General features: G+C 51.2%; 14 protein-coding genes. 10 read left to right on the forward strand and 4 right to left on the reverse strand.

All coding sequences use genetic code 11. The features are described 5' to 3' along the window. Positions 1 to 254: 254 nt before the first annotated feature. The 7 genes from rfaC to JW499_RS08235 are packed head-to-tail and all read left to right on the forward strand — an operon-like array spanning position 255 to position 7,015. The gene (gene rfaC, locus JW499_RS08205; RefSeq protein WP_205210148.1) at positions 255 to 1,256 is read left to right on the forward strand and encodes a lipopolysaccharide heptosyltransferase RfaC; all 1,002 of its coding nucleotides are present in this window, start codon (positions 255 to 257) and stop codon (positions 1,254 to 1,256) included. A gap of 2 nt (positions 1,257 to 1,258) precedes the next feature. After that, complete coding sequence (locus JW499_RS08210) at positions 1,259 to 2,293, forward strand: polysialyltransferase family glycosyltransferase (protein WP_205210149.1); 1,035 nt, start codon at positions 1,259 to 1,261, stop codon at positions 2,291 to 2,293. Between the two features lie 39 nt (positions 2,294 to 2,332). Then, positions 2,333 to 3,193: a glycosyltransferase family 2 protein gene (locus JW499_RS08215; protein WP_205210150.1), complete on the forward strand. Its 861-nt coding sequence runs from the start codon at positions 2,333 to 2,335 to the stop codon at positions 3,191 to 3,193. Then, on the forward strand, positions 3,190 to 3,870 hold the full coding sequence (locus JW499_RS08220; protein ID WP_205210151.1) for a putative nucleotide-diphospho-sugar transferase: 681 nt from the start codon (positions 3,190 to 3,192) through the stop codon (positions 3,868 to 3,870). Before JW499_RS08215 ends, JW499_RS08220 begins: the two co-directional genes overlap by 4 nt. A 15-nt stretch (positions 3,871 to 3,885) precedes the next feature. After that, positions 3,886 to 5,124 (forward strand): O-antigen ligase family protein, encoded by a 1,239-nt coding sequence (locus JW499_RS08225; protein ID WP_205210152.1) that lies wholly within the window; start codon positions 3,886 to 3,888, stop codon positions 5,122 to 5,124. Beyond that, the gene (locus tag JW499_RS22820) at positions 5,105 to 5,992 is read left to right on the forward strand and encodes an alpha-1,2-fucosyltransferase (protein ID WP_205210153.1); all 888 of its coding nucleotides are present in this window, start codon (positions 5,105 to 5,107) and stop codon (positions 5,990 to 5,992) included. Before JW499_RS08225 ends, JW499_RS22820 begins: the two co-directional genes overlap by 20 nt. A 9-nt stretch (positions 5,993 to 6,001) precedes the next feature. Beyond that, on the forward strand, positions 6,002 to 7,015 hold the full coding sequence (locus JW499_RS08235; protein ID WP_205210154.1) for a glycosyltransferase family 2 protein: 1,014 nt from the start codon (positions 6,002 to 6,004) through the stop codon (positions 7,013 to 7,015). On the opposite strand, the gene JW499_RS08240 is transcribed toward JW499_RS08235, so the two are convergent. After that, complete coding sequence (locus tag JW499_RS08240) at positions 7,012 to 7,941, reverse strand: LpxL/LpxP family acyltransferase (protein WP_332874419.1); 930 nt, start codon at positions 7,939 to 7,941, stop codon at positions 7,012 to 7,014. The genes JW499_RS08235 and JW499_RS08240 overlap by 4 nt on opposite strands. A gap of 143 nt (positions 7,942 to 8,084) precedes the next feature. Here JW499_RS08240 and msbA point away from each other — a divergent pair, with 143 nt between their 5' ends. Both msbA and hldE read left to right on the forward strand, forming a co-directional pair. After that, a complete protein-coding gene (gene msbA / locus JW499_RS08245) occupies positions 8,085 to 9,872 on the forward strand; it encodes a lipid A export permease/ATP-binding protein MsbA (protein WP_332874420.1) in 1,788 nt (595 codons plus the stop codon). Then, positions 9,869 to 11,293: a bifunctional D-glycero-beta-D-manno-heptose-7-phosphate kinase/D-glycero-beta-D-manno-heptose 1-phosphate adenylyltransferase HldE gene (gene hldE / locus JW499_RS08250; RefSeq protein ID WP_205210155.1), complete on the forward strand. Its 1,425-nt coding sequence runs from the start codon at positions 9,869 to 9,871 to the stop codon at positions 11,291 to 11,293. Before msbA ends, hldE begins: the two co-directional genes overlap by 4 nt. 9 nt (positions 11,294 to 11,302) lie before the next feature. On the opposite strand, the gene JW499_RS08255 is transcribed toward hldE, so the two are convergent. After that, positions 11,303 to 12,115: an aldo/keto reductase gene (locus JW499_RS08255; protein WP_205210156.1), complete on the reverse strand. Its 813-nt coding sequence runs from the start codon at positions 12,113 to 12,115 to the stop codon at positions 11,303 to 11,305. After that, entirely contained in the window at positions 12,109 to 13,293 is a 1,185-nt protein-coding gene (locus tag JW499_RS08260; RefSeq protein ID WP_205210157.1) for an FAD-dependent oxidoreductase, read from the reverse strand. Before JW499_RS08260 ends, JW499_RS08255 begins: the two co-directional genes overlap by 7 nt. Positions 13,294 to 13,359: 66 nt before the next feature. Here JW499_RS08260 and waaA point away from each other — a divergent pair, with 66 nt between their 5' ends. Next, positions 13,360 to 14,661 (forward strand): lipid IV(A) 3-deoxy-D-manno-octulosonic acid transferase, encoded by a 1,302-nt coding sequence (gene waaA, locus JW499_RS08265; RefSeq protein ID WP_232846296.1) that lies wholly within the window; start codon positions 13,360 to 13,362, stop codon positions 14,659 to 14,661. Positions 14,662 to 14,733: 72 nt separating this feature from the next. Here waaA and JW499_RS08270 read toward each other — a convergent pair whose 3' ends face one another. Further along, a complete protein-coding gene (locus JW499_RS08270) occupies positions 14,734 to 15,294 on the reverse strand; it encodes a D-sedoheptulose-7-phosphate isomerase (RefSeq protein ID WP_205210158.1) in 561 nt (186 codons plus the stop codon). Positions 15,295 to 15,301 lie beyond the last annotated feature (7 nt).

A 15,301-nucleotide genomic window follows, 5' to 3' on the forward strand; every position in this document is an offset into this window, starting at 1 on the left:
TTGATTGATCTGTTGCACGCAGCGTGATTCAGAGAAATTTTCAGGCCAATGATTGTAATCAGCAATGATTAAAAAGGGAATCGGCTACCGAATAATAAAGCGGGATAAAACTAAGAAAATTAACCTGAAAGCAGCGTAATCCTCTGTGATTCCGTGCCGCAGATCCCGTAGCTATCCTCCGGATGGGTGAACTGTGAATGATAAATGGTATACTGCGGCCTTACTCAACGCCTCTGAAACAGACAGGAATCCCCTTGAAAGTTCTGATTGTGAAAACCTCATCCATGGGGGATGTTATCCACACCCTGCCGGCGCTTACGGATGCGGTAAACGCTATCCCCGGTATTCGGTTTGACTGGGTCGTGGAGGAGGGGTTTGCTGAAATTCCCCAGTGGCATTTTGCCGTTGATAAGGTGATACCGGTGGCGATCCGCCGCTGGCGCAAAAATCTCTGGAAGACATTTACCAGTGGCGAGTGGAAACGCTATCGTGCGGCGTTGTCTGAGACCGATTATGATCTGGTGATCGATGCTCAGGGGCTTTTGAAAAGCGCGATGCTGGTGACCCGTTACAGTCGGGGGGTGAGTTGCGGCTACGATAAACATTCGGCCCGGGAGTCTCAGGCTGCGTGGTTTTATCAGCGCAAAATTAACGTCAGCAAAGATCAGCATGCGGTCGAACGCACCCGACAGCTGTTTGCCGGGGCGCTGGGTTACGAGATTCAGGGACGTGGTGACTTCGCCATTCGTAAACACTTTATGCCTGAACAGGCCGCCGCATCGGATTATCTGGTTTTTCTTCACAGCACCACCCGTTTTGATAAACACTGGCCGGAGCTCTATTGGCTGGAGCTGATCGATAAAGCGACTACTACAGGGTGGAAGATCAAACTGCCCTGGGGGAACCCTGATGAGAAAGCGCGGGCAGAGCGACTGGCCCGGCATAATGATGCCGTTGAGGTGCTGCCCAAACTAAACCTGGCTCAGGTGACGCAGGTTCTGGCAGGCGCTGCCGGGTGTGTATCGGTGGATACCGGCCTGTCGCATATGGCTGCCGCACTGGACCGCCCCAATGTGATTCTGTTTGGCCCCACTGACCCGGGACTGGTGGGTGGTTATGGTAAGGATCAGATCTGCTTAGAGGCGAAAACTCAGGCTGACAGCGGCCGCGATGTCGAGCCTGCCGTGTTTGCTAATCTGACGCCGGAGATTGTCTGGCGCACCCTGACATCCCAGTGTTTTAAGGTTAAGGATTAGAGATGCCCCGTTCTGTTTATTTCGTCTCGACTCTGCTGCATCTGTTTACTGCAACAGCGATTGCCGGGGAGCGAAACAACGAGAAAGCTGTTTTAGTTTTTATCGATCAGCCTGAGGGCAAAGTTCCACAGATCTTTAACCTGGTGCAACAGTGGGAGTTGTCTCCTTTTGCCGAACAGCATCTGTTTTATGGGCGCCTGAAAGGAGGGTTAAGCAAGCTGAAAAAGAGGCGGCAACTGTTTCGCGATATAAAACAGTTAATGGAACGCCTCCAGCCGACACATATTTTTGTGGGAAATGATCGTCGTATCGAGTTTCAGTATGCAATGCATATCGCCAGTTCGAGTGGCAAGCGTGCCGTCGGCCACTATATGGACGAGGGAACCTTCACCTATGTTGGCCGCCAGGCATCCAGTGGCATGGGCGATGTGGTTGTGGATAACCTCCTTAAAAAGCTGTTCTATGGCCTGTGGTGGAAAAATCCCCTGACGGTGGGTGAATCTGCATGGATAAGTGAGATACATGTCGCCTTTCCAGAGTTGATAGACCCGCGCCTGCGGTCAAAAACGGTACACTGTCTTTCTGCGCAGAGCTTTCAATCGGCCTCTTTGAAGCAACTATCACGGATGATGCTTCAGGAAAATGGTGTGAACGAGGAGCAGGTCAGGTTGCTTGATGTGCTCATAACGCTTCCCCATGAGTCCCTGTTTGAGAAAAACAATGGTTATAAGGAAAAGATACTGACACTGACTGCTGAACTTAAGGGTAATGTCGCGGTTAAATATCATCCACGCAATAGCTGTGAGGATGCTCTTGGATTAAAGCAATATGGTGTTGAACTTCTGCCCTCATCGGTTAGTTATGAGGCCATTCTGCCACTGCTTAAAAGAGAGGTTCGAATCATTGGAGATGTATCCTCGACGCTGTTATTAACACGCTGGCTGAGGCCTGAAATTGAAGCGATCTCATATCGCAATGGCACAGAAAACAGCAGGTTTGAGCAACTGTTCAGCGATCTTGGGATACAGGTGCGTTAACAGGCTCAGGCGGACTAAGGAAAAGCGATGAAGCTGGCTATGAATTATCTCATCAAGAATGAGGCCGATATCATTCTTGATAACATTAAAGTGCATTCCCAACTGGGTGCAGATTGTTTTGTCATTATCGATAATGGCTCGAGTGACAATACCCGTGAGTTGCTGGACTCTGTCAAGGATCAATATGAGATGATCATTATTGACCGGCCGCTATTGGACTATCAGCAAAGCAACTGGAAAACAGAGATGGCCAGAACAGCAGCAAAGCAGCTGGGGGCTGACTGGAGCATCGCCAATGATGCTGATGAGTTCTGGATTCCAAAAGATGGTAATCTCAAAACGGAGATGACTTCATCCGGTTCGATACTTGAATGCCCTCGCTTCAACATGCTTTATGATCGCAGTGCGTTTGATCAGGAAGCGGCTTATTTTACCCAGACTAACCGCGTTCAGTACCCCATTAACTACCCGAAGGGGATACAGGGCCAGCAGCCCAATCTGTCCATAATGCTGGGGCAGATTCATGGCAAGGTGGCGGTGCGTTCCCGAGGGATGTTGCGGGTGAAGGGGGGCAATCATCGGGCATGGCATGCCTGGGGGTGGTTGAATAAGAGAACGTCAGAAAACATTAGAGTGTACCACTATCCGATCCGCTCGAAAGAGAAGTTCATCCAGAATATTGAGAACCGCAAAGCGCTGCTGGATGCGGGGGTGACAAAGATGGGCGATCATTATCGCCGCTGGGTCAGTATGTTTCAGGGAGGATCGATTGAAGAGGAACTTAACCGCCTGACCGTTACGGATCAGAATCGCAATGCTCTGTTTGATCTTGGTATATTGGTTGAAGACCGGACGGCAATGGATGTAATCAGCAAGCTGTTACACGAGAAAACGCTATGATCATTATTGGTTATTACACCACCGATCCGGTTTATCAGGACTGCTTTGATCTGCTGGTTAAATCTTTAGAGCGGGTGGGGCATCGCTATGACTTTAAAGCGATACCTCCTGCCGACTGGAAAAGTGTGACCGATCTGAAGCCCCGTATCGTTCTTGAAAAGCTGCAGCAATACCGGGAACCGGTTCTCTATCTGGATGTTGATGCATTTGTACATGAGAATCTGGATAAATATTTTGCCGATAAACAGTGCGATATTGCGGTCAATTATCTGCAGAAGAAAACCGGAGAGGAGGAACTGTTATCAGGCACTGTTTATTTTGCCTTCAACGAAACAGTGATCTCTCTGGTGCAGGCATGGATGCGCACCGGAAAGGAAAATACCGCTCTGAATGATCAGCAATCGCTACAGCTTGCAGTAGAACAGTTTGAGGGTGAGCTGACGGTATACCGCCTTTCAGCTGCGTTTACCTATATCTTTGACCGTGTCTATGATGAAGTGAAACGGCCCATCATCGAGCATCTCCAGGCCAGTCGGGAGATCTATTGCCGAAGGAAGATGAAAACACTGAAAAACAGATTTAAACGTCTGCTTGGCTTAACCGTGAATAAGGATGAACTGTTAAAAAGAAGACATCAGCGGGTTGCTGAATTAAATCAGCTGTGTGCCGATGAATAGAGGCGTGTAAAGCATATGGTGTACCAGGAAGGTATAACGGACCGGTTTGTTGTGTATTCGGCGTTGGCGGCAGTGGCAGTTTATCTGGTGATAAATCCTCTTGCTAATAGCCTGCTGATACTGTCAGCACTGGCAGCCATTTATGTCTTGAGTCGAAACTTTAAAGTACTGCTTTGTGACCTGTCTGGTGCAGAGCTGGCATGGATATTCACTGTCCTGCTTTATCCTATGAGCTTTTTCTATGCGTATCTTATGTATGGCTCGAAAATCGACGCTGAAACTTTTGTGGAGTTTTACCGACTCTCTTTTTTAGCTGTCATCCTGTTTCTGGTGTTTCGCAAAAGTGAGGTACTGACCTCTACCAATATTAAGATTGCCGTTGCTCTTTTTGCCGGACTGACCGGAGCATTAGGCGTGTATTACTGGTTTTCTCAGGGAGGAGTGCGCATCACAGTGGGCACCCCGCTGATCAATATGTATGCTCTGCTTATGACGGTGGCAACTGGGTTGGTAATGTTGTTTGCGCTGTCTGAATACCGGCATAACTACCGTTGGTGCTACATATTTTGTTTTTGTGTTGCCGGTGGAGGAGTGTTTGCGTCAGGATCCAAAAGTGCAATCCTGGCTCTTATCGGAGTCTTTCTGGCCCTATCTGCTTCTACTGTATTCAGAAACCGGCATTGTGTGAAAACCCTGCTGATATTACTTTCACCACTTATCCTGATTGGCTTTATTATGAACCCTTTCAGCAGGCTGGAAACGCTGATCTCGAACGTGGAAACCTATGCCGATCAGCCTGGAATAGCGGTTTCAGAGGACAGTTCGACTCAGCAGCGAATTCAAATGTACCGCGCTGCAATCAGTGCCATTCAGGCTGAGCCTCTTTTCGGTATAGGCACCTGGCGGCTGGGAGAGATTTTCCCGGAGCTGCTTGAGCAGGGGGGGCTTTCCGCCGCAACCAAACGGTATGTGCATGTGCATAATGAACTTCTTCAAGCCTGGATGACCCGGGGGCTGCCAGGCCTTATTCTGTTATTGATGCTGTTTCTGGCACCCTTGTGGGGGATTCAGCACAGATGCTCGTTCTGCAAAGGCTGCATATCGACAGTTCTGTTTGTATATATGGTGTTTGCAATGTTTGAGGCTCCGTTGAATGCAACAGTATCCTATGCCTTTTTTATGATGCTTATCTCTCTGTTGCTGGCCTGTAAGACCGGGGCACAAGGGATTAATAGTGAGTCTTTCGAGAGTTAGTATGGTTATTGTCAGGTTGATCGGTGGTTTGGGTAATCAGTTGTTTCAATACGCGTACGCCCTGTCACTAGCCGACAGGGGCTATCGGGTGAAACTGGATATCTCTGAGTTTGAAAGCTATACGCTGCATGGCGGCTATAGTCTGGGACATTATGATGAGCGGATTGCGATTGCGACTCAGGACGAGATCAGACAACTGACCCGGGTCGGACCTTTAACGAAGCTGTTAAGGAAGGTTCAGGGAAAAAAAAGCCGGCGGGTGATCAGGGAGTCTAATTTCTCTTATGATGAAAAGATGTTGGCACCTGAAGATGGACATTACCTGGTCGGTTATTTTCAAAGTGAAAAGTATTTTAACGGTATCCGCGGGGCATTGTTGGAATCACTTAGTCTGAAGCATAAGCTGTCTGCCTATTCGGTGGCAGTCTGCACCGCTATATCCGACTCCCCAGTGAGTGTCTCTGTGCATATTCGTCGTGGAGATTATATCAGTGACTCATCGGCCAACAGTACCCACGGGGTCTGTTCACTTGATTATTATTATGCGGCTATACAGCAGTTCGAAGACCGCTATTCGGATGTGGACTTCTATATCTTCTCAGATGATATTGACTGGGTTAAAGAAAACCTCAAAATCGCCCGCGCGCAGTATATTAGCGCTGAGCAGAAGCGATTTGCGGGGGAGGATATCTACCTGATGAGCCAGTGTGACCACAACATCGTGGCAAATAGTTCTTTCAGCTGGTGGGGTGCCTGGTTAAACGATAATGCAGCTAAAGAGGTTGTTGCTCCAGAGCAATGGTATGCGGATCCTGATATGCAGCGGTTCAGCAGGACGCTGATTCCGGATAGCTGGATTCGCCTTTAGGAGACTGATGTGACAGATCTGCCGCTGGTTTCAGTGATAATTCCAGTTTTTAATGGGGCTGATTATCTGAGTGAATCGCTCGGTTCAGTTTTAACTCAGAGCTATCCAAATATTGAAATCATCGTGATCGATGACTGCTCAACCGACAGCAGTGTGGCCCTTATTGAGCGACTGTCTGCCGGGAATATTACTGTTATCAGTAACCCCTGCAATCTAGGTGTCAGTGCCTCGCGGAATAAAGGGATGCATTGTGCTAAAGGCAAGTATATTGCTTTTATGGATGCGGATGATGTCAGTTTATCTGATCGTATCGAAAAACAAGTTAATTTTCTTGAACAGCACTCTGAATACGGTCTGATCAGTGCAGCCTATGAAACCTTTGAAGAACAGCTGCTGACAGGTAAAAAAAGTTTAAAGAAACTCCCTTCGGATCCGGATTTTATCGCCGCGCGGTTGTTATTTCAGTGTGTTATCTGCTGCCCTGCTGCCATGCTGCGGACCGACCTGATTAGAAGGCACGGTTTATATTTCGATGAGTCGCTATCGGTGTGCGAGGACTGGGATCTGTGGTACAGAGTCAGCCAGGTGTCCAGAGTCTCTAATATAGAAGATGTTTTGCTTTATTATCGTAAGCATTCCAGCAACTCCTCACGCAAACGGGTTGAAATGCACAGAAATAAAGTCAGGTTGATTCAGCGAGCCTTTCGCGATCACGGAGTCAGTGTCGATCAACTGTTTGATGAGGCGTTTCACATCAAAGGTGTAGCTGAATTCTCTGCTTTCGTTGAATCTGCTGAACGCTTCGCAGATCTTCAGAAGAAAACAAAAAGATTTAGCGAGAATGCGGTCATGAGTTCGAGTGCCTATGTTTTATACGAGATATATAAAGCCAATGTTAAAACATTGGGGTACGGCATCTATCACGTTCTGCGCGCTTCATGGTTGTATCCATATATGGATATCAGTCGAAAAAACCGCATCAGAAATTTTTTGCGAAGCAGACTAAGTTTATTGAAACACTAGCGTTTGGCCGCCTTATAGATATTCTTCTCACCAGGTGGTGCTGTTTTAAACCGTTTATGCACCCACATATATTGCGATGGCGCTTTGCGAATACCCTGCTCGATAGCCTTGTTTATCAACACTGCATCCTGCTCTTCTGAACCAGAGGGGAATCCTTCAACTTCGCTACATTCAAGGATGTAACCTGAATTATCAGGCTTGCGCCAGCAGTCCAGTTTAATCAGTGGAGAATTATTTAACTGATGCATTTTTGTTGTGGCTAATGTCGTTGCTGCAGGGTGACCAAAGAATGGAACAAATACAGTACCCTTTCGCCCCAGATCCTGATCCGGCGCATACCAGATACAGTGGTTATTGCGCATCGCCCGTAACATCTGACGGGTTTTTTGTCGTTCTATAGGAAAACTAAAACGCTCTCGCCCATGGGTAAAGAACCATTCCAGCAGGGGGTAGTCATGCTTACGGTAAAGTGTACTGCAAGGCTTACCGTAAAGGGAGAACAGCAATCCGGCCAGGTCAAGGCAGGAGAAATGCCAGCCCATCAGGATCACACCATTGCCTTCTTCCAGATAGCGATCGAGCAGTTCAAAATTGCGGAATTCCGTTCTCGCCCTGAAAAATTCTCTGCTTTTCCAGTAGGCCCAGCCGGTCTCGATAAGGCCGATCGCATTGTTTTCAAAGACCTCTTTTACTCTCTGCTGTTGCTGTTCTCTGGTGAGTTCAGGGAAGCAGGTGCGGATATTGATCTCAACGATATGGCGGCGTTTAGACATCGCTTTAAGTAACAGCCGTCCTATCATTCTGCCCAGAGCCAGCCCTGCTCTGTATGGCAGCATAGACACAAGGCGAAGCAACCCTATTCCTAACCATATTGGCCAAAACTTTGGTGCCAGAAAATCTGACCAAGCGGCTTCTTTATTGCCCACAATCAATCCAGATGCTGTAAAATCAGTAAATTATAATGATCGGGCCCCGGGAACACTAGCGTATCGTTTCAGTTCTTTATTTTCTAACGGTCGTGCTGATTGTTGTTTCATGGGCTTATTAAATAACAGAGATATATTTATACGTGAAAACGGGTAATAGCTTGCAGGTCTATCTTCGCCTGCTGCAGTATGTGAAAAAATATTGGTCAGCGTTCTTGCTCAGCGTTGTCGGCTTTGCTATCTATGCGGGATCGCAGACCGCTTCGGCAAAGTGGCTTGAGGCGTTTGTCGATGCAGTCGGTTCCGGTCAGCTGGATCAAAGGGGGCTGCTGGCTTTGGCTGTACTGGGGATCTTTTTTGTTCGCGGTGTTGGTACATTTCTCGGAAACTATGGACTCTCCTATGTGGCCCGCTATGTGGTTCACGATCTGCGTTCTGATCTGTTTAAACATCTGATGTTGCTGCCCAGTGCTTACTATCATAAAAACTCCAGCGGCGAGCTTCTGGCTAAGCTGACTTATAACGTTGAGCAGGTTACCGGGGCGGCAACCAATGCGTTGAAGGTGGCTATTCGTGAAGGCTTTACTGTTATCGGTCTGTTTGGCTATATGCTTTACCTCAACTGGAAGCTAACGCTGCTGTTTCTGGTTGTCGGACCGGTGGTGGGTGTTGTGGTGGGCATTGCAGCACGCCGGATGCGTGGCATCAGCCGCAATGTGCAACAGAGCGTCGGTGATATTACCTCGTCTGCATCTGAAGCCATTAAGGGCTATCAGGTGGTGCGTATTTTTGGCGCCACAGAGCTTGAGACTGAACGTTTTATCAAAGTCAGTCAGCAAAACCGGCGTCAGGTGATGAAAATGGTGGTAACTCAATCGGTTACCACTCCGTTTGTGCAGATGATGGTGGCGGGAGTAATTGCCCTGATGACCTATCTGGCGATGGAGCCTGATCTGATCAGGGAGATGACGACCGGGCAGTTTATCGCCTTTATCTCTGCAGCTGCGCTGATGGCGAAGCCGGTACGTTCGCTGACAGAGATCAGCAGCATGATTCAGTCTGGACTGGCGGCATCTGAAAGTGTTTTTGAGGTTGTTGATAGTGAGCCCGAAACAGATGCCGGTACGTTTGCTACCGAGCGTGCTCAGGGGACACTGAGGTTCCGGAATCTGGGGTTCAGGTATGAAGCCGATGGCAAACAGATTCTCGATAGCATTAGTCTCGATATTAGTCCCGGTGAAACCGTTGCGCTGGTGGGTAAATCTGGCAGTGGTAAATCGACCCTGGCTGGTTTGCTGCCGCGGTTTTACGATGTAACTGAGGGGGAGATACTGCTTGATGGCCACAATATACAAGACTACAAGCTGTCCAACCTGCGTAGCCAGATAGCCTTGGTAAATCAGCAGGTTATTCTCTTTAACGGTACGATTGCTGAAAATATCGCTTATGGCGGGATGACCAATTGCTCCCGTGAACTGATTGAAGCCGCGGCTGAGGCGGCTCATGTGATTGAGTTTGTTCAGCACCTGCCGGATGGACTGGATACTCTGGTGGGTGAAAACGGTGTGCTGCTGTCCGGCGGTCAGCGCCAGCGGATCGCCATCGCCCGGGCGATTCTTAAAGATGCACCGATATTGATTCTGGATGAGGCCACCTCGGCGCTGGACACTGAATCGGAACGGCATATTCAGGATGCCCTGGAAAATGTGATGCAGGGCCGCACCACACTGGTGATCGCCCACCGCTTGTCGACCATCGAGAATGCCGACCGGATTCTGGTGATGGACTCCGGTCGGATTATTGAGCAGGGCAGCCATGCTCAGTTACTCCAGTTGGGTGGCGTATATGCTAACCTCCACAGCCTGCAATTTTCTGAAGCAGCCGCTGTCACAGAAACCTTACCAACCACTGATCAGGAAACCAATCAATGAAACTGGTAATGCCCCGATTAGACAAAGCGCAGGTACTGGTGGTTGGCGATCTGATGCTGGATCGCTACTGGCATGGCCCTGCCTCCAGAATCTCTCCGGAAGCACCGGTGCCTGTGGTTAAAGTTAATCAGCGGGAAGACCGGCCCGGAGGGGCGGCCAACGTGGCGCTGAATATTACCGCCCTGGGCGGGGGTGTTTCACTGATCGGTATTGTCGGGCAGGATGAGGCGGGACAGGCGCTGCAGCAACAGCTGGAGTCAGCACGGGTTAACTGCCGCTTCTGCATCAGTGACAGTGAGCCGACGATTACCAAGCTGCGGGTATTGAGCCGTCATCAGCAGTTGATCCGGCTGGATTTTGAGGAGCGTTTCAGTGCCGGGCATAGCACTGCATTGCAACAGCAGGTTGAATCATTGCTGGGCAATGTCAGTGCTCTGGTGCTATCCGATTATGATAAAGGCACTCTGAGTGACCCTCAGCGGTTGATCGGTGTCGCCCGTAAGATGGGGGTGCCGGTACTGGTGGATCCCAAGGGAGTCGATTTTGAACGGTACCGGGGTGCGACGTTGCTCACCCCGAATATGGGTGAGTTTGAAGCGGTGGTGGGTCACTGTCACTCGGAACAGCAGCTGGTTGAGAAAGCCCAGTTACTGGTTGCTCAGCTTGACCTTGAGGCGCTGCTGGTGACCCGTAGCGAGCAGGGCATGACACTGATTAAGCCGGGGCAGAATGAGGTGCATTTTCCTGCCCATGCCCGAGAGGTCTACGATGTGACCGGCGCAGGCGACACCGTAATCTCGACTCTGGCCACGGCGCTGGCTGCCGGTGAAACCCTGGAGGTTGCTACCGGTCTGGCCAACATCGCTGCCGGTATTGTGGTGGGTAAACTGGGCACTGCCGCGATCAGTGGTCCGGAACTGCGCCGGGCGGTTAATCGGGCTCAGGGGTCTGAGCGCGGCGTTGTTAGCGATGAGCAGTTGCTGATCGCACTGGAGGATGCCCGGGCCGCCGGTGAAAAGATTGTTTTTACCAATGGCTGTTTTGATATTCTGCATGCGGGTCATGTAGGCTATCTGGAGCAGGCGCGGGCGCAGGGTGACCGGCTGGTGTTGGCGATCAATGACGATGAGTCGGTGCGCCGGCTTAAGGGAGAAGGCAGGCCGATCAACCCGGTTGATCGACGCAAAGCGGTCCTTGCTGGTCTGGAAGCGGTCGACTGGGTGGTCAGTTTTGCCGAGGATACGCCCGAACGCCTGTTAGAGCAGATCCGTCCCGAGGTGCTGGTGAAAGGGGGGGATTACGGTCTCGATCAGGTGGTGGGTGGTGAGTTTGTTAAAAGCTATGGTGGTGAGGTGAAGGTGCTGTCTTTCCTCGATAACTGCTCGACGACCGCGATTGTTGAGAAAATACAGAGCAGTTGATTTGTTATATTAATCGTTTGGCGGGCCTGCCTTCAGGCTCTCTACAGCGGCCATGACATTGGCGCGCAGATGGTCTGGGTTGATCGTGCCAATAATGGCACTGCTGACGCCCTGATGGCCAAGTACCAGATCGAAACTGGCACGCACTGGATCCGCTTCACTTGCCTGGGCGATATGGCCTGAGGCCAGGGCTTTTTTGATAAAGATCCCTTTTTGGGCCGCCAGGGCATAATCGATAACCGGTTGCTCATCCCGGTAATCCAGATTGTATGTGACCATGGCGATATCGGAGCGTTTAAGCGTTTCGATTCCGCCCTCAATGGTCTTTGTGGACATTCCACCCGCGCGAATCTTCCCCTCTGATTTCAGTTGCTCCAGCTGCTCAAGAATACCGTAGTGATTGATAATGTCGAGATCATTACCATCGGAATGCACCAGCAGAATATCGATCACATCGGTGCGCAATCGTTTAAGGCTGCGCTCAATGCTGAAGCGCACGTGCTCCGGGGTGAAATTGAAATGGGATTCGCCAGTCTGCGGGTCAAACTCTTCTCCGACCTTACTACAGATCAGCCAGTGATGGCGCTGGTTTAGCAATAACGGTCCCAGTCGCGTTTCACTGTTCCCATAAGCAGGAGCGGTATCCAGCAAGTTGATACCAAGATCGCGACTCAGGTCCAACAGCCGGGCTGCCTGCTTATCGTCCGGTATGGTAAAGCGGCTGGGGTATTTAACCCCTTTATCCCGTCCCAGCTTAACGGTGCCCAGCCCTATCGGGCTGACTATCAGGTCGGTGCCTGGAATCGGCCTGAGCGTCAACAAAACAGTGTCTCCCACACCGGTTGGGCAATGTCAGGGTGGGGCAACTGACCGGTGACAAGGGTGTCGGCTTTGTTTGCTGGGGCAATATGCTGCTCATCCAGCAGGGTGAGAATCTGATCGCTGAGATCGGGTGCCAGAGCCAGTTTGGTTGGCCAACTGATGATACAGTTCCCGGCGGTCTGGGCAAAGGCAGAGTCCGGGCGGGTGAGAGATGACTGTTTGGGTTCTGCCCGGTTAATATGAAAGCTGGCCCAGCGCGGGTTTTTTAACCCGACCCAGGGAAGCAGTTCACGGATAAGTTTCTCGGCCTTTTGACACTGCTGCTCTGAGGAGAGTCTCATTCCGCTTTCCGCCAGATCACCTCCCAGATACCAGACCTGTTCGTCATTACTGGCGGGGTGTGTGGTGATAGTAACCACTGGCTTACTGCCGCTGCTGATGCAGTGGGCAAAGGTGGGCAGATCTGATTGATGGCGTACCATGACCATATGCAGGGGTCTGCGCTGCATCTGTGGTTGGCGTATATTCAGGTGCTGCAACAGTGCTTCAGTGCCTTCCCCGGCGCAGGTGATATAACGCTGTGCTTCGATTCGCAGCTGAGGCAGTTGCAACGCCGTTACGCCATTATCTGCCAATTCAAACCGGAGGGCATCGGCGTCAATTTTGACAATGCGTTGGATATGAGGCCGGCTCAGCGCTTCAATGACCGTTGGCACGTCCAGCACAATCTCGTTGAGTCGATAGAGATTACCGCGAAAGTCCGGATGGTTGAAGGCTTCTGGCCTTTGATCGGGCGCAACAGCGTCAACCCGGCCTTTCAGCGCTTTACTGGCAAAAAAGCTGGTCATTTTTGCCCCCAGCGAGGCTTTAGACCACATATAGTGAGCCTCAGAGAGGATCTTTGCTGAACTCAGATCCAGCTCGCCGGTGCCGTCAAGACAGGCGCGCCAGCGGGATGGCATATCGGCAATACTGCTGGCGGCCTGGGTAAGCACGCCATTGAGGGCATATTTGGTACCGCCATGGATAATCCCCTGGGAACGCACCGACTGTGCCCCACCAAGATCGGCGGTTTCCAGCAGGAGTGCATCATACCCCTGTTGCAGCGCCCGGTTGAGCAGCCACAGACCTGCCACGCCTCCGCCAAGAATAACCAGATCTGTCTTTATCGTTTGCATGAGCCATTCCGCAATTTAACAGGGGGCATTATACCTTCGGTATCACAGGCTGATAATGGTAAACTGATGTTTTATGAATGGAATCCGTTTATCCCCATGACCCGATTGCTCTATTCGCTGCTGTTTTACTGCCTGACACCGCTGATATTGCTGAAGCTATGGATGCGCGGACGTCAGAGTCCTGACTATCGTCGTCGCTGGGGTGAGCGGTTTGGTTTGATTCCCCGGTTAAGCGGGGAGCGGCCGGTCTGGATCCATGCGGTGTCGTTTGGTGAAACCATGGCCATCATTCCGCTGGTGGAAAGGTTACTGGCGGAACATCAGCAGATTCCGGTATTTATTACCAGCATGACGCCAACGGGTAGTGCCCGGGTACAGACTCACTTTGGTGACCGCGTTGGACATGCCTACTGCCCTTATGATCTTCCCTGTGCCCTTAGCCGTTTCCACCGGCGTGTCAGGCCCCGCAGTTGTGTCATCGTTGAGACAGAGCTCTGGCCCAACCTGATTCACAGTTGTGCTAAGCGCGGGGTTCCGGTTGTGGTGACCAATGCCCGCTTGTCAGCCCGGTCTGCCGCTGGCTACCAGCGCTTCAGTTGGCTGACCCGGCCGATGTTGAATGAGGTCAGCCGTATCGCCGTGCAAAACCGTGACGATGGTGAACGTTTTATCTCGCTGGGATTTGCGCCGGATAAGCTGCAGGTGACCGGTAGCATCAAGTTTGATATTGATACTCCGGCAGGGGCAAGCGAGGAAGCCGCAAAGTTGCGTCATGCCTGGGGGAGTACGCGCCCGGTTATCATCGCGGCCAGTACTCATGATGACGAAGAATCGCAGCTGCTTGAGGTTTATCGTAATCTGAAGTCCCGCTATCACACTCTGTTGTTGATACTGGTGCCCCGCCATCCGGAGCGCTTCCTGACGATCTACGATCAGAGTGTCAAAGCGGGTTTGCGCACCTGTCGGCGCAGCGTTTCTCCCGCTCCCGCGCCAGACTGCGAAGTCTATCTGGGGGATACGATGGGTGAGCTGATGACGCTGTATAGCGCGGCCGATATCGCTTTTGTCGGCGGTAGTCTGATCGAAAGAGGGGGGCACAACCCGCTGGAGCCGGCGGTGTTAGGTAAGCCGGTGTTGATGGGCCCCCATGTGTATAACTTTCATCAGATAGTCGCGACGATGGAGCAGGAGCTGGCGTTACAGGTTGTCAGCGATGCTGAAGAACTGCAGCGGGCCCTGGCTGAGCTGCTGGATCACCCGGAACAGGCCCGGGCGATGGGTATCCGCGGGCGCGCCTGCATCGAGTCAAATCGGGGAGCACTGGATCAGCAGCTGGCACTGGTAAAACAGATGGCTGGCATTCAGTAACCACCGGGTTTATGCTGCGGTTGTCTTTTCAGCCGCTGGTTATTAAGTGCTTATCTATTAATAACTTATCTATTAAGTGCTTAGCCGCCGGTCCATCTCTTCGCAGAGCCAGTGGCCGATAAATATATGCGCTTCCTGAATCCGTGCGGTCTCGCTGCTGGGAGCTTTGATCAGGTGATCGGCAATGGTGTTCAGCTTGCCACCACTTTCGCCGGTCCATGCCCAGCAGGTCGCGCCAATTTGCTGGGCGGCTTCAATGGCGTTGATCACATTGGCGCTGTTGCCTGAGGTTGAGAGCCCGATGACCAGATCCTCAGGGCGACACAGCGCCTCGATCTGCCGGGTAAACACCGAATCAAAACTGTAATCGTTGGAGTGGGCGGTCAGAATTGAGCTGTCTACTGTTAATGCGATGGCCGGGAGTGCCCGGCGTTCCGCTTTATAACGGATCACAAACTCTGCCGCCAGATGTTGACTGTCAGCGGCACTGCCGCCGTTACCCAGGAACAACAGTTTGCCACCGCCGGCAAAGGTGTCCGAGATCTGCCCGGCCAGTTTTTCTACATCGGCCTGAATCTCTGGCAGGCGGTTAAACGTTTGCAGATGGCGTTGCCGTGCGCTTTCAAATGACATCGGTTAT

This window comes from Amphritea pacifica (assembly GCF_016924145.1).
GTDB classification, from domain to species: domain Bacteria; phylum Pseudomonadota; class Gammaproteobacteria; order Pseudomonadales; family Balneatricaceae; genus Amphritea; species Amphritea pacifica.